This window comes from Streptomyces sp. CG4 (assembly GCF_041080655.1).
Taxonomy (GTDB): Bacteria; Actinomycetota; Actinomycetes; order Streptomycetales; family Streptomycetaceae; genus Streptomyces.
In genome coordinates this window covers 5,816,820-5,831,121 of sequence record NZ_CP163525.1, presented here as the reverse complement: position 1 = coordinate 5,831,121, position 14,302 = coordinate 5,816,820, and the positions used below count along the sequence as shown (strand labels likewise).

The window sequence follows — 14,302 nt, the reverse complement described above, 5'->3', positions numbered from 1 at the left end:
CGCGTCCCGACCAGCAAGGAACGACCATGGCGTCCAGCCTGACGAAGGACTCGGTCCGCCCGGGCACCCCCGGCTCCGAGAAGACCTTCTTCGGCCACCCCCGCGGCCTGGCCACTCTCTTCATGACCGAGATGTGGGAGCGGTTCTCCTACTACGGCATGAGGGCCCTGCTCCCGCTGTACCTGGTGGCCCCGGGTGGCCTGCACATGAACGCGGGCACGGCGACCGCGATCTACTCGGTGTACGTGTCGCTCGTGTACCTGCTCGCGCTGCCCGGCGGCTGGTTCGCCGACCGTGTGCTCGGCCCCCGCAAGACGGTCGCCGTCGCGGGCCTGATCATCATGCTCGGCCACCTGTGCCTCGCACTGCCCGTGGCCGCCAGCTTCTTCGTCGGCCTGGGTCTCGTCGCCATCGGCTCGGGTCTGCTGAAGGCCAACATCTCCACGATGGTCGGCCACCTCTACAAGGGCCCCGAGGACCCGCGCCGCGACGGTGGCTTCACGCTCTTCTACATCGGCATCAACATGGGCGCCTTCGTCGCGCCGTTCGTCATCGGCACTGTCGGTGAGAACGTCAACTGGCACCTGGGCTTCGCGCTGGCCGCGCTCGGCATGGCGCTGGGTCTGGCCCAGTACCTGCTGGGCGGCCGCCACCTGAGCCCGAAGAGCAGCGAGGTCCCGACCCCGCTTTCGGCCCAGGAGAAGGCCGCCACGCTGCGCAAGGGCCTGATGTGGCTGGCCATCGCCGCGGTCTTCTACGGCGTCGTCGGCGGCACCGGCCACTTCACCCTGAACTGGGCGCTGATCCCGCTCACCGTCATCGGTCTGATCGTGCCGATCCTGGTCATCGCGCGGATGCTGCGCGACAAGGACCTGGACTCGACCGAGAAGTCGAAGGTGCGGGCGTACATCTGGTTCTTCGCCGCCGCCGCGGTGTTCTGGATGATCTACGACCAGGGTGGTTCGACCCTGTCGCTCTTCGCGAGCAGCTCGGCCAAGAACACGATCCTCGGCTGGGGCTTCCCCGTCTCCTGGTACCAGTCGGTCAACCCGGTCATGATCATGGCCCTTGCGCCGGTCTTCGCCTGGATGTGGCTGTGGCTGAACCGGCGCGGCCAGGAGCCGAGCACGATCGTGAAGTTCGCCTCCGGTCTGGTGCTGATCGGTGCGTCGTTCTTCGTCTTCCTCGCCCCGCTGTCGATCGCCGAGGGCGGTCACAAGGCCGCGGCGATGTGGCTGGTCGCGATCTACTTCGTGCAGACGATCGGTGAGCTGACGCTGTCGCCGGTGGGCCTGTCCGTGACGACGAAGATGGCGCCGAAGAAGTACGCCTCCCAGATGATGGGCGTCTGGTTCCTCGCCGTCACCGCGGGCGACTCGATCACCGCGCTGATGTCGAACCCGGCCGTCGGCGGGGTCAACCTCGACAAGATGGGCTTCGTCGCCCTGGAGGCCGTGCTCGCGGTGCTCGCGGGTGTCGCGGTCTGGATGTTCCGCAAGAACGTCAACAAGCTCATGGGCGACGTGCACTAGTCGCTGCCGCCCGGCTTGGCCGAGAGAGGGCCGCCGCATCCACGTGGATGCGGCGGCCCTCTTCCGTTCGTTGCTTCGTCCGGGCCGGATTCAGCGCGTCCTGCGTCCCGGCATGAACGTGAACACCGCGCCGCCCAGCAGGATGGCCGTGCCCGCCACCAGGCCCAGAGCCTTCAGGGCGCCGTGGTCGCTCGCGCCGGTCTGGGCGAGGCCGCCGGAGCCGCTGCCGCCGGTGCCGCTGCCGCCGGTCGAGCCGCCGGAGGTGGACGTGCCTCCGGACGAACCGCCCGGCTGCTGGCTGGTGTTCAGGGTGAGCGAGACCTCGGTCCTGGTCGGTGTGCAGGTCGTGGTCGTGCCGAGCGCCTTGACCGTCAGCACGCCCGGGGACAGGGTCGAACTGCCGCTCGCGCCGGGCTTGTAGGTGCCGGTGAGGTCCGGGATCTCGATCGGGTCACCGGACTTGATGGGCTTGGCGTTCGTCGGCCCCTCCACATGCACCGTGCCCTTGTCGGCGCCGCCCAGCACCACCTCCATGGACGGCTTCACGGAGTTCGCCGGGATGTCGGCGGGGCTGTTCATCACCGACTTCTTGAACTGCACGGTGATGCCGAAGTCCCCGCCGTTCTTCTTCGCGTTGATCTGCACCGGGGAGGTGGCGTTCTTGTCGCCGATCGGGGTCCTGCAGGCGTAGGGGATCTGCACCTCCTTGCCGGTGAAGTCGGTCTGGCCACCGCTGCCGCCGGAGGACGTGCCCGTGGGGGTGGCCGAACCGGTGGGCGTGCCCGACTGGGTGGGGGTGGTCGTCGGTGTCGGTGTCGGTGTCGGTGTCGTGGTGGGTGTACCGCCGCCACCGCCCGTCACCTGGATCGTCGCCGCCTTCTGCACGGTCTCCTTGGGCGTGCACTTGGTGTCCGTCGACATCGCGTTGACGGTGTACGCGTCCGGGGTCAGCGTCACCTCGCCGGCCGTCGTCAGCTTCAGGCTGCCCTTCATGTCGGACAGCACCATGTCGCCGCCCTTGGGGATCGCCGGGTTCTGCCGCGGTCCCTGCATCGCGATGTCGGCGACCTGCGCGCCGGCCGCCTTGAGCACGCCGGACGGCTGGACCGAGTTCGCGGGCAGGTCGATGATGTTCGGATTCTTGGACGCGGCCTGGACGAACTTCCACACGACGTCCACCGTGTCGCCCACCTTCGCGGTGGCCGGCGCGGTGATCTCGACCTTCGTGGTGCCGTCGACGGGGCTGATGCCGGCCGGCGGCACACAGTGGGTGGCGAACGCCACCTCGGCCGCCTGCGCCGGGCTCGCGGCGAGGCCCAGCAGGACGCCCGCACCGCTCAGCGCCAGCGCGGCGCCCGCGGCCGTACCTCTCCTTCGGATGCTCACGTGGGTCCCTTCCTGGTGGGAGTCGTAGGACTCGTCGGGCTGTCGGGGTGCGGTGCGGAGAGCCGGCCGGCCGGGTCGCCCGGGACGGAGCCCGGGGTGAACCACGGCAGGGTCGGGGTCGAGTGGGGCGTATCGGCGGTGCGGGAGCGCGGCAGCGGCAACCGCAGCCGCAGGGCGGGCCGGGGCAGCCGCCGGTGGGCGTTGCGGGAGGCGCCGCCCGGTCGGTGCGGCCGTACCCGGTCCACCACGGCCATGCCGATGCGGAACAGCGCGGCCGGTACGACCAGGCAGAGCAGGAGCCAGAACAGCGTCACGCCCCAGGGGCGGCCCACGCCCCATGGCTGTTCGGCGAGGACCTTGCCGTCGTACTTCAGGGACACGGTGTAGTCGCCGTGGGCCCCGGCGGACAGCTCGACGGGCAGTCTGACCTCGGCCTTCCTGCCGGGCGCCAGGGTGCCCTGCCACTGCCGGTCGTCCCACTGCGGAGCGAAGACGCCGTGCGCGGAGCCGACCTGGAAGACGGGGTCCTTGATCGTGCCGGTGCCGGAGTTGCCGACGGTGAAGACCAGGGTGCGGCTCGGCGGGGCGCCGAACCAGGTCAGCAGGGAGCCGGAGCCGGTCAGCCGGGTGTCCGACAGGACCGACAGCCGGCCCTCGGTGTCCTCGGCGGGCAGCGGGGCGACGGGATGCCCGGCGACCTCCAGGACGGCGTCCGCCTCCGCCTTCGCGCCGGTGACGGTGGCCACGTGCACCACACAGGGGCAGGGTACGGGCGGTTCGGCGACCGGGAGTTCCTTGCTGAAGGCGCCCTTGGCGTCGGTGGTCACGGCCCGGCCGTCGGCGTTGGCACAGGAGTTGGTGCCGCCGATGACACCCCGGGACGGTGTGGCCCGCCCACACACCAGCAGCATCAGCAGCGTGTGCGGCCGCCAGCCGGTGCCGCCGGCGGTGATCGAGCCTCCGGTGCCGGCCTGCGTCGCCGACAACGTCACGACCGGTCCGTCCGCCGCGGCCGCCGGGCCGACGAACGGCAGCAGGAGCAGCGCAAACACCGCCGCCACCGCCGCCCCCCGCAGAATCCGCACCTTCCCGCTCACGTCACCGCGCCTTCCGTGAACACACCACCGGGCCAGAGGTCCGCGGCAGCGGCAGCACCGCGAACTCCACCGGCCGACACGCCACGACTGCCGCCCACCTGGCCACCGGCCGTCCCACTGCCGTCAGCCGGAGCACCTTTCGTCACGCCACCGGTCGCCGGAGCACCGGCCGTCGGCCCGTCGGACCCCGAGCAGGCGGGGGTTGCAACACCGGCAGCGGCAGCGGCAGCACAGCGAACGCCACCAGCCGACACGCCACGACTGCCGTCCGCCTGGCCACCGACCGTCCCGCCGCCGTCCGCCTGGCCACCGGCCGTCCTACTGCCGTCGGTCGGGGCACCTTTCGTCGCGCCACCGGTCGCCGGAGCACTGGCTGTCGGGCCGTTGGACGTCGAGCAGGCAGGGGTTGCAGCACCGGCAGCGCCGCGAGCACCACCAACCGGCGCGCCACGGCTGCCGTCCAGCTGGCCACCGGCCATCCCGCCGCCGTCCGCCGGAGCACTGGCCGTCGGCCCGTCGGACGCCGACCGCGCGCCGGAGGCCGAGTCGTCCGGCGTCGGGTGCTCGGGCGTCGGGGTGTCCGGTCGTGTGCCGCGTCGGTGGCGGGCGGCGAGCAGCGCGGCCGTCGCGGTGAGCAGGGCGGCGGTCGCGCCCGTTGCCGTCGGCCACGGTATGAATCGGGCCGACGCGGTCGCCGTGGCGTGGGCTCCGCCGGGGGCCGTGACCGTCAGCCGTAGGTCGACGGCGTCCAGTGCGGGCCGGTCGGGCCAGGGTTCGGTGAGTTTCAGGCGGGCGCCGGGGCGCAGGTGCACGGGGAGGGTGCGGGGCGCGCGGTCCAGGACCCGGCCGAGCACACCGTCCGCGCGCACCGCGAGCTTCGGCACGAGGACGGTCGTACCCCGGTTGACCAGCTCGTACGTGATGCGGTCGGCGTGCACGGCGAGGTGCTCGACGGTCAGCGCGGCGAGCGCCGGGCCGCCGACCCGCAGCCGGATCGGCACGGTCGCCGTACGCCCCCGCGCGTCCCGCGCGACGACGGCACCCGAGCGGTCGCCGGGCGCGGCCCCGGCCGGCACCGTCACCGTGAAGGGCACCTCGGCGCGGGTGCGGGCCGGGACGCGTATCCCGTTCCCGGCCCGCTCGGCGAAGGCCGTCCGCAGGCCGGTGCCGGACAGCCGTACGACGACCGGCGCCCGCCCGGGATTGGTGACGGACACCGTGTCCTGCAGGACCGTTCCGGGCGGACCCTCGGCGTAGAAGGACGGGCGGCCGTCGCCCGTGGGCGCGACCGACCAGCCCGCGGCGGCAGCGGCATGGGCGAGGGGTGCGGTGCCCAGCACGGCGCACGACACGGCGCCCAGACACAGCGCCGCGGGCAGGGCGGCGCGGGCCGGGAGCGGTACGCGGCCCCGGGGCGGGCGCCGGTGGCGGATCAGGGCGCGGGCTGCGGACGGCATGGGCGGCTCCAGCGGTGGCCTGGGGGTTCGACGGGGACGACGGGGACGACGGCCGATGGTCGGTGGTCGGTGGCCTGAGAGGGGCGAGGGCCGAGGGCCTGGGCTCGACGGGTGTCGGTCCGGGGTCAGCGGCGGGCGGTCTGGCCGCGCCGGGTCAGCCAGAGTGCGCCCGCCGCGCCGGCGAGGAGCACCGTGCCGCCAAGGGTGCCGAGGGCGATCGCGGAGTCCTCCGGGCCGGTCTGCGGGAGCTGCCCGCCGGAGGACGACGTGGCGGAGCCGCCCGAGGACGACGAGGAGGACGAGGACGACGAGCCGCCGGCCGCGGTCACGTCCAGGGTCAGCCCCGGTTTCGGGTCGTTGGTCGGCGTGCACGTCGTCGTCGTACCGAGCGCCTTGATGACGAGCGTGCCCGGAGTGAAGGTGACCTTCCCGGTCTTCGCCGGCGTGTAGGTGCCGCTCAAGTCACTGATCTTGATGGGGGTGTTGGCGGGGATCGCGGCCGCGTTGGGCGGACCGCTGACCGGCAGCGTGCCGCTGTCGGCGCCGCCCAGCCTGATACTGGCGCTCGGGGTCATCGCCCCCTTGCCCAGCTCGACGGGGCTGGAGGAGACGCCCTTCTGCCAGGACATGGTGATCTTGTAGCCGCTGCCGCTCCGGACGCCCTGCATGTCGATGGGCGAGACGGCGCTCTTGACGCCGATCGGGGTCTGACAGCGGTAATTGACGTCGACGACATCGGCGTGGGCCGCCGGCGCGGCCAGCAGCACCGCCGCGCCGGCCAGCGCCGCGGCGGACGCGAGCGCGGCGGTTCGTTTCGGGTACGACACGTTCGGTCCACCCCATTCATTCCCGACGACAGTTCCTGACGGCGGCGCCGTACAGAATTCCTGACGACACATCAGATTTGGCCGTCAAGGTACGCCCGGCGTCGTGAGGAAGGAAGACGCGTCACACGCCGGAGTTGTGGCGATCCGGCGTGTGCGGCGGGTGGCTGGAGTGGAGGGTGGGCCCGGGGGCTACGGCCTGCGCAGCACCTCCGGCAGCCCCCAGCGCCGTAGCACCTCGGGGACCGCGACGGTGCCGTCGGGCCGCTGGTGCTGTTCCAGCAGCGCGGGTACCAGCCGGCTGGTGGCGAGGCCCGAGGCGTTCAGGGTGTGGACGTGGGCCGCCCTGCCGCCGCCGGCCGGGCGGTACCGGATGCCGCCGCGCCGGGCCTGGTAGTCACGGGCGTTCGACACCGAGCTGACCTCGGCGTAGGCGCCCAGGCTGGGCAGCCAGACCTCGACGTCGTACGTCTTGGCCTGCGCCGGGCTGGTGTCGCCGGCGGCGAGCCGGGTGACGCGGTGGTGCAGCCCCAGTCCGGCGACCAACTCCTCGGCGCGGGCGAGCAGTTCGAGCTGGGCCGCGTCCGAGTCGGCGGGCCGGGTGAGCTGGAACAGTTCGACCTTGTTGAACTGGTGGCCGCGCAGGGTGCCCCGCTCCGCGGTGCGGTAGCCGCCGGCCTCCTTGCGGTAACAGGGCGTGTAGGCCACGTACTTGAGCGGCAGCTCGTGCTCGTCGAGGGTCTCGCCCTGGTGCAGCGCGGCGAGCGCGGTCTCGGCGGTGGGCAGCAGGAACCGCTCGGGACGGCCGTCGGCCGCGCGGTCCGTGACGAAGACGTCGTCCGCGAACTTCGGGAACTGTCCCGCGGTGTACCCGGCCTGCCAGCCGAGCAGGTGGGGCGGCAGGACGAAGGTGTAGCCCGCCCGGCGGTGGGTGTCCAGGAAGTGGTTGAGCAGCGCCCACTCCAGCGCCGCGCCGTCGCCCCGGTAGACCCAGTGCCCGCTGCCGGCGAGCGCGGCACCGCGCCGGTGGTCGACCAGACCGAGGTCCTGGGTGAGCCGGACGTGGTCCCGGGGTTCGAAGCCGAACTCCGGGCGGGCGCCCGCGGTGCGGACGACCTCGTTGTGCTCCTTGCCGCCGGCGGGTACGTCCGGGTCGGGCAGGTTGGGCAGGGCGTCGAGGAACTCCCGGTGTTCCGCCTCCAGGCGGGTGTGCGCGGCGGTGGCCTCGGTGACCGCGTCGGCCAGGTCCGCGGCCAGGGCGAGCGGTCCGTCCACCGGTTCGCCCGCCCGGCGCCGGGCCGCGATGTCCGCCGAGACGCGGCGCCGCTCGCCGCGCAGCCGCTCCAGGGCCGTACGGGCCTCGCGCAGCCGTGCGTCGAGGGCGAGGAAGTCGTCGAGGTCCACGTCCAGACCACGTTTGCGCAGCCCGGCACGGACCCGCTCGGGGTGCTGCCGGATGAGGGTGACGTCGAGCATGGTGCTGTGCTCCGTGTGTGCGGCGGGGCGGCAGCGTCCGCCCCGGGGTCGTCCCTCGGGGCGCGGGCGAGAGGGTGCTCGCGGTGCCACCACGCCTTCGCCGTCGTACGACGGCCTCGTCGGGCCCGATGACGGGGGCCGGCCGGCGGGGCATGGGGGCCGCCATGGCGCGGCGGTCCGTTCCTCCCCGCACTCGGGAGGGGATTCACACCGGGGTGCGAGGCCGCCTTCACAGCGGCTGGCGGCTCTCTCGGCTCGCTGGCCCCGGGCTACTCGTCTCCGTCAGCGCGTTGCGCACAGCGTAGGGAGTGCCGCGTCGGACGGAAACCGGTTTTCCGCGCGCCGCCTGCGGGCGGACGCGCGCCACCTGCGGACTGGAGGCAGCAGGACAGACGCGGTGGGACCACCCCGACTACCCCGACTATCCCGGGGCGCCCAGCTCCGCCCACACCGTCTTGCCCGGCCGGCCCGTGGGGCGGACCACGCCCCAGTCCAGGCAGAGCCGCTGCACGATGAACATGCCGTGACCGCCGGGGCGACCGGCGCGGTGCGGGGTGCGGGGGGCCGGCTGACCGGCGCCGCGGTCCGAGACCTCCACCCGGATCACCTTGTTGTCGCAGGCCAGGAGCATTTCGTCGGGGCCTTCGGCGTGCAGGCAGGCGTTGGTGACGAGTTCGGAGACGACGAGCAGCACATCCTCGGCGGCGGCCCGCTGGTCGGCACCGGCCGCGGGCAGCCAGCCCCATGCGTACAGCGCCTGGCGCGTGAAGTCGCGGGCGAGCGGGACGACCCCGCTCTCCCCCTGCAGGCGGAGTCTGCGGACCTGCGGTCCGCCGATGTCCTGGGTGCCGTCGGCGGTCCCGGACGGCACGGACGGCGCGGCTGCCCCCGTGGGCACGCCGGCCGTCGGCGCACCCCCCTCGGACGCCCCGGAAGCGCCGCTCGGCTCCGGGCCGCGGTCGCCCGGCGAGCAAGGCCGGGTGGTGCTCATCAGCGCTTCACCTCACCGATTCACCGATTCACCAGTTCACGATTCAAAGGTCCGGCACCGCTCCGTGCCGGCCGGTCCGTACGTTGCCCGTACGTCCCACGGGCCGTCCGTCCGTCGTCCGCCCGTCGTCCGCGCGGGATGTGCGGGATGTACTGCTCGCCCGTCCGTCGCACGTACGTCCGTCCCGTCGTCGCGCCGGTCCCGGGGCGGTCCGGGCCGGCTGTCGTCAGGGTGTCGTCAGGGTGTGTCCCCCTTCCCCTGCCCTCTCCTGCCCGGCCGATCCGGCACAACACCCCTGATTTCGGCGTGCGGGATCCGGGCGGCCACGGCGGGCGGCGCGGGGAAGGCGGAGAAACACGGGGACGGCGGACTCAGTCGGCGCCGTCGGGCAGGGCCGCCTCCACGGAGTCGTGCACGGTGAAGACCGCCTCGGCACCCGTGATCTCGAACACGCGGGCGACCACCGGCTGCATGCCGGCCAGATGGACCCCGCCGCCGGCGGCCTCCGCCTTCAGCCGGGCGCCGAGCAGCACGTTCAGCCCCGTGGAATCGCAGAACTCCAGGCGTGTGCAGTCCACGACCAGGCGCGAGAAGCCTTCGGCCAGAAGGGCTTCGAGGGGTTCGCGCAAAAGATCGGCGGTGTGGTGATCCAGTTCACCCGCAGGTGTCACAACGGCGCTGGAGCCCGCTTCCCGCACCTCCACCAGAAGCCGGCCCGGAGGTGCGCTGCCGACCGTCCCGTGGTCCATGCCGTCTCTCTCCTGAGGTCGTGGACGCTGACTGCTCTCGAACATTACGCCTTCCATGCGCACTCCGGCACCCGAAGAAACTCACAGAATAGGACATACCTGAACAGAACGCACTTGCGATCGGCTCGGTGGAGCGGGTAGGGCTAGTAAGTACACCTGCCCCTACACGCCGGCTTCGGAGGCGCCGCACACCGCAGTGCACGTAATTGGCTTCGGCAGCCATATGCCGAGAACGATGGAGGACACCCATGTCACCCCGGCTCGACGCATCGCATACCCCGGTCGCGACGTCGACACCCCCACCGGAACCGCTGGATCATCCCATCGACGCCCTCGACCCCTTCGAGGGACTCCCGGAGATCCCCCCGTACGACGAGATCGGCCCGGTCGATGCGCGGGCCCTGTCCAAGACCCTCTTCGAGCGCCTCGAGTCGCTGGAGGAAGGGACGCACGAGTACGCGTACGTCCGTAACACCCTCGTCGAGCTGAACCTCGCGCTCGTGAAGTTCGCCGCCTCCCGCTTTCGCTCCCGCAGCGAGCCGATGGAGGACATCATCCAGGTCGGCACCATCGGCCTGATCAAGGCGATCGACCGCTTCGAGCTCGCCCGCGGCGTCGAGTTCCCGACCTTCGCGATGCCGACGATCATCGGCGAGATCAAGCGGTTCTTCCGTGACACCTCGTGGTCCGTGCGTGTGCCGCGCCGGCTGCAGGAGCTGCGCCTGGACCTGGCCAAGGCCGGGGACGAGCTGGCCCAGCGGCTGGACCGCGCCCCGACGGTCCCGGAGCTGGCCGAGCAGCTCGGCATCTCCAACGACGAGGTCGTCGAGGGCATGGCCGCGTCGAACGCCTACACCGCCTCCTCGCTGGACGCCCAGCCCGAGGAGGACGAGACGGAGGGCGCGCTCGCGGACCGTATCGGGTACGAGGACCACGGCCTTGAAGGCATCGAGTACATCGAGTCGCTCAAGCCGCTCATCGCCGAACTCCCGCCCCGGGACCGGAAGATCCTCTCCCTGCGTTTCGTGGCGAACATGACCCAGTCGGAGATCGGCGACGAACTCGGCATCTCCCAGATGCATGTGTCCCGGCTGTTGTCGCGCACGCTGGTACGGCTGCGCAAGGGGCTGACGCTCGAGGAGTGACCTCCGCGGTCCGGCGCCACCGACGGCGCCGGACCACCACCGCTTCCGAGCCGCGGGCGTCCCTCCGGCCAACCGGCCTTGTGGACACAACCGTTATGCGGTTACCCACAGTAACCTCTTTTCCCGCCCGTCCCCCTGGACCACCATGGGCCCCCAAACCGGCTGGTACGCCGGCCCGGGGCCGCAACGGCGCGACCGTCCGGGGGTACGAGGAGGCGGAACGATGGCTCAGGGGGACGGGGCCGGGACGGACGGAACCGGGGCGGGCGGAGCATACGGAGGCGGGAGGGGCGGAGCCGGGGCCGGTGGCGTCGGAGCCGGCGGACTCGGAGCCCACGGCACCGGGAACGGCCGAGCCGAGACGGGCCCAGCCGGGATGGACGGCCCCCGGCCAGACCGAACCGGGACCGGCGGAGCCGGAGCATACGAAGCCGGGACGGGCGGAGCCGGGGCCAGCGGAGTCGGGGCTGGTGGTGTCGGAGCCGGCGGAACCAGGGCCAGTGGCATCGAGGTCGGAGCCGACGGAGTCGGGATCGGCGGCCTCGGAGCCGGCAGAACCACAGCCGGCGGCATCGAAGCCGGCGGAACCAGGGCCAGTGGCGTCGGAGCCGGCGGAGTTGGAGCCGGCGGAGCCACGGCCCGTGGCGTCGGGGCCGGTGGAGTCGGGATCGGTGCGGTCCGGGCCGGTGGGGGCGAGGTGGGTGGGGCGGGTGAGGACGCGACGGACGTCCGGCTGGTCGATCTGCTGCGCTCCGCCACGCCGACGGCGTACCCCGCCCTGCAGGAACTGCGCCGCCGGCATCACCCGGCGGTCCTGGCCTATGCCCGGCTGTGTGTCGCGAGCGAGTCCGCCGCCCGCCGGCTGGCGGCCGAGGTCGTCACCACGGCGGCCCGCGAGTCGGCCCGGGGCGTCGACCCGGCCGTCCCGCTGCGCCACCGGCTCCTGCTGCTCACCGTCAGACTGGCGGCCGCCTGGGCACGCGACGAGCGCGCCGCAGGAATCGACCCAGGTCTCCTGCTCGTCCTGAACGCGTCCGGCCTGCCCGACGGCCCCACCCCGCCCCTCCTCCCCGCCTTCCGCTCACTGCCGTCCCGCACCCAGGGCCTGATCTGGTACGGCGTACTGGAGGAGGAACCGCAGGACCGGACCGCCGCCCTGCTCGGACTGAGCCGCACGGACGTGGCGTACGGCACCCCGCAGGCCCTCAAGGCCCTGGCCCAGGCCTGCCTCCGCGACCGCCTCGCCGCCTCGGACGACGCGCGCTGCGCCGACTTCCGCAGACTGATCGAGGAGGCGGTACGGCCGGACGGCCCGCGCTACAGCGCCGACCTGGACACCCACATGGCCGGCTGTCCGCACTGCGCGGCCGCGTTCGAGGACCTGCGGGCCCTGCGGGACACGCCCCGGCAGACCCTGGCGGAGGGCCTGCTGCCGTGGAGCGGAACGTCGTACATACGCGCCGAGGAGCCACCACCGGCCGCCCCCTTTCCCCCTGCCGCAGAGGCCTCAGACGCCGCGGGCGCGGCCTGGCCGCCCCGCCACCGCGTACTGCTGGCCTCGGCGGCCCTGGGCGTGGCCCTCACCCCGCTCCTGGTCTTCCTGCTCACCCCGGCGCACACCGACGACCAGCAGCCGGCGGCCGCGACCCCGGCACCTCCGCCAGTGACGGTGACGGCAACCGTCTCCGTCACCCCGTCCTCGTCCCCGTCCTCGTCCCCGTCCTCCACCCGTTCGCCGTCGAACTCCCCTTCCCCGACACCGAGTTCCCCGCACCCGACGACCACGCCCGCACCGTCCCCGCGCCCCACCCCCGACCCGACGCCGGCGTTCGTCCCCCCGGGCACCTCCTTCGCCCAGCTGGTGAACCTGGCGACGGGCCGTTGCCTGGACATCCGGGACGGCGACCTGTCGGAGGGCAACGACGTCGTCACGGCCCCGTGTTCCTCCGCCCCCACCCAGCGCTGGCGGGTCGACACCTATCTGGGCGTGCTGCGCTCGGGCGCCGACGACCACTTCTGCCTGGACAGCCGGGGCTCGGCCGACCGGGGCGTCGGCATCTGGGAGTGCGACGCGGTCTTCGGCGACAACGGCGACAACCTGCGTTTCACCGTCGACCCCGACGGCACGATCCGTCCGGACATCGCCATCGAAACGGCGGTGACGCCGGACGGCCGGGACGGGGTGGCCCTGTCCCCGCTGGGCGAGGGGCGGGACCAGCGGTGGCGGGCGGGGGCGCGCTGACCGCCGGCCGAGCGCCGAGCGGAGGCCTGCGCACCCGAGCCGACCCGTGGCGTCCGGGTCCGGTCATGGCCGGGCGCGGCCGTCGGGGAAGCGTTGTGCCGGGCGCCGCCGGGCAGAAGTCTGCTCTGCGTGACCACAACAGAGGCTGCGCAGACCGCAGCGTCCCCGCTCGTCCGTTCCTTCGGCCAGCTCGCGGACCTGGACCCCGACCGACCGGTCGTGACCCTGTTCAGCGGCGGGCTGGACAGCTCCTACCTGCTGCTCCGCCTGCGCCGCATGGGGCTGCGCGAGGTGCACGCCGTGAGCGTGGACATCGGCGAGGACGAGTCCGGGCCCTACAAACGCCAGGTGGCCGAGGCGCTCGGCGCCCGGCTCCACCTGTTCGACCGGCGCACGGAGTTCGCCGACCGCTTCGTCGCACCGGCCATCGCCGCGCAGGCCGTGTACCTCGGCATCCACCCGGTCAGTTCCACGCTCAGCCGCCCGCTCATCGCGGAGAGCGCCGTGCGGCTGGCCCGCTCGCTGGGCGCGCAGGCCGTCCTGCACACCGCCAACCGCTCCCAGAACACCCTGCGCCGGCTCAACGGAGCGCTGGCACTGCTCGGGTACGACGGCGCGTACGGCAGCCCGTACGACCTCGACCCCGTCACCCGTGAGGACAAGCTGACCGCCCTGCGCGCCGCCGGGGTCGATCTGCTGGCCGGACGGATCGTGAGCGGCGACTCCAACCTGTGGTGCCGGGAGTTCGAGTCGGGCATCCTCGACGATCCCGAACGGCACGAGGTGCCGGAGGAGATGTACGCGTGGAGCCGGCCCACCGCCGCGCCGGGCGCCACCGAACTGCTCACCGTCACCGTGGAGAACGGCCGCCCGGTCGCACTGGACGGGACCCGGCTGCCGCTCACCGAACTGATCGAGCTGCTCAACCGGCGCGTGGGCGCCTACGGGCTGGGCCGCTACTCGGGTCTGGAGCACCTGGACCACGGCGAGAAGGTCCTGGAGATCCGCGAGATGCCGGCCGCCTGGCTGCTGCTGAGCACCTACCGGCACATCGAGAGCGCCTGCCTCGACGCCGAACTCCTCCGCGAGAAGCGGCACCTGGAGCAGCTGTGGGTGCGGGAGGCGCTGGAGGGCCGGTGGTTCGGCGAACTGCGGCTGGCCGCCCAGTCGTTCGTCGACGCCTGCGCGTCCCGGACCAGCGGCAGCGTCACCTGGCGGCTGCGCACGGGCGGTGCCGACACCCGGTCCATCACCGCCGGCCGGCCGCTGTACCTGCGGGACCGGGAGGAGTGGGAGGAGCTGGCGATCGCCGCCGAGTCGGCACCGTTCGACTCCCCCACCGCCCCCGCGCCGCTGCCCGCGGCCGCCTGACCACACCCGCTTTCCCGACATCTACGGAGTTG

The 14,302-nt window shown here is 73.0% G+C and carries 10 protein-coding genes and 1 pseudogene; 4 read left to right on the top strand and 7 right to left on the bottom strand.

Features of this window, described 5'->3' with window-relative positions:
* Positions 1-26 precede the first annotated feature (26 nt).
* Positions 27-1,532 (top strand): peptide MFS transporter, encoded by a 1,506-nt coding sequence (locus AB5L52_RS26605; protein WP_369366645.1) that lies wholly within the window; start codon positions 27-29, stop codon positions 1,530-1,532.
* A 90-nt stretch (positions 1,533-1,622) separates the two neighbouring features.
* Here the strand turns inward: AB5L52_RS26605 and AB5L52_RS26600 are convergent, their stop codons facing one another.
* The 7 genes and pseudogenes from AB5L52_RS26600 to AB5L52_RS26570 all read right to left on the bottom strand — a co-directional run bounded on the left by AB5L52_RS26600 (position 1,623) and on the right by AB5L52_RS26570 (position 9,512).
* Positions 1,623-2,918, bottom strand: coding sequence for a hypothetical protein (locus tag AB5L52_RS26600; protein WP_369366644.1), 1,296 nt, complete (start codon positions 2,916-2,918; stop codon positions 1,623-1,625).
* Complete coding sequence (locus AB5L52_RS26595; RefSeq protein ID WP_369366642.1) at positions 2,915-4,015, bottom strand: hypothetical protein; 1,101 nt, start codon at positions 4,013-4,015, stop codon at positions 2,915-2,917. The genes AB5L52_RS26600 and AB5L52_RS26595 overlap by 4 nt, the downstream gene beginning before the upstream one ends.
* 614 nt (positions 4,016-4,629) lie before the next feature.
* Positions 4,630-5,367 (bottom strand): annotated as a pseudogene (locus AB5L52_RS26590) (hypothetical protein); the annotation flags it as partial.
* A 230-nt stretch (positions 5,368-5,597) separates the two neighbouring features.
* Positions 5,598-6,299 carry an LPXTG cell wall anchor domain-containing protein gene (locus AB5L52_RS26585; protein ID WP_351564184.1) on the bottom strand — a complete coding sequence of 234 codons (702 nt, stop codon included), beginning with the start codon at positions 6,297-6,299 and terminating at the stop codon, positions 5,598-5,600.
* Positions 6,300-6,488: 189 nt separating this feature from the next.
* The gene (gene serS / locus AB5L52_RS26580; RefSeq protein WP_369366639.1) at positions 6,489-7,772 is read right to left on the bottom strand and encodes a serine--tRNA ligase; all 1,284 of its coding nucleotides are present in this window, start codon (positions 7,770-7,772) and stop codon (positions 6,489-6,491) included.
* A 421-nt stretch (positions 7,773-8,193) separates the two neighbouring features.
* Positions 8,194-8,763, bottom strand: a complete 570-nt coding sequence (locus AB5L52_RS26575) for an ATP-binding protein (protein ID WP_351027573.1) — start codon at positions 8,761-8,763, stop codon at positions 8,194-8,196.
* 371 nt (positions 8,764-9,134) lie between these two features.
* Entirely contained in the window at positions 9,135-9,512 is a 378-nt protein-coding gene (locus AB5L52_RS26570; RefSeq protein ID WP_351027572.1) for an STAS domain-containing protein, read from the bottom strand.
* Positions 9,513-9,760: 248 nt separating this feature from the next.
* Here AB5L52_RS26570 and AB5L52_RS26565 point away from each other — a divergent pair, with 248 nt between their 5' ends.
* The 3 genes from AB5L52_RS26565 to AB5L52_RS26555 all read left to right on the top strand — a co-directional run bounded on the left by AB5L52_RS26565 (position 9,761) and on the right by AB5L52_RS26555 (position 14,270).
* A complete protein-coding gene (locus AB5L52_RS26565) occupies positions 9,761-10,657 on the top strand; it encodes an RNA polymerase sigma factor SigF (RefSeq protein WP_351027571.1) in 897 nt (298 codons plus the stop codon).
* 697 nt (positions 10,658-11,354) lie between these two features.
* Complete coding sequence (locus tag AB5L52_RS26560) at positions 11,355-12,899, top strand: ricin-type beta-trefoil lectin domain protein (protein ID WP_369366636.1); 1,545 nt, start codon at positions 11,355-11,357, stop codon at positions 12,897-12,899.
* 129 nt (positions 12,900-13,028) lie between these two features.
* On the top strand, positions 13,029-14,270 hold the full coding sequence (locus AB5L52_RS26555; protein ID WP_369366634.1) for an argininosuccinate synthase-related protein: 1,242 nt from the start codon (positions 13,029-13,031) through the stop codon (positions 14,268-14,270).
* Positions 14,271-14,302: the final 32 nt, after the last annotated feature.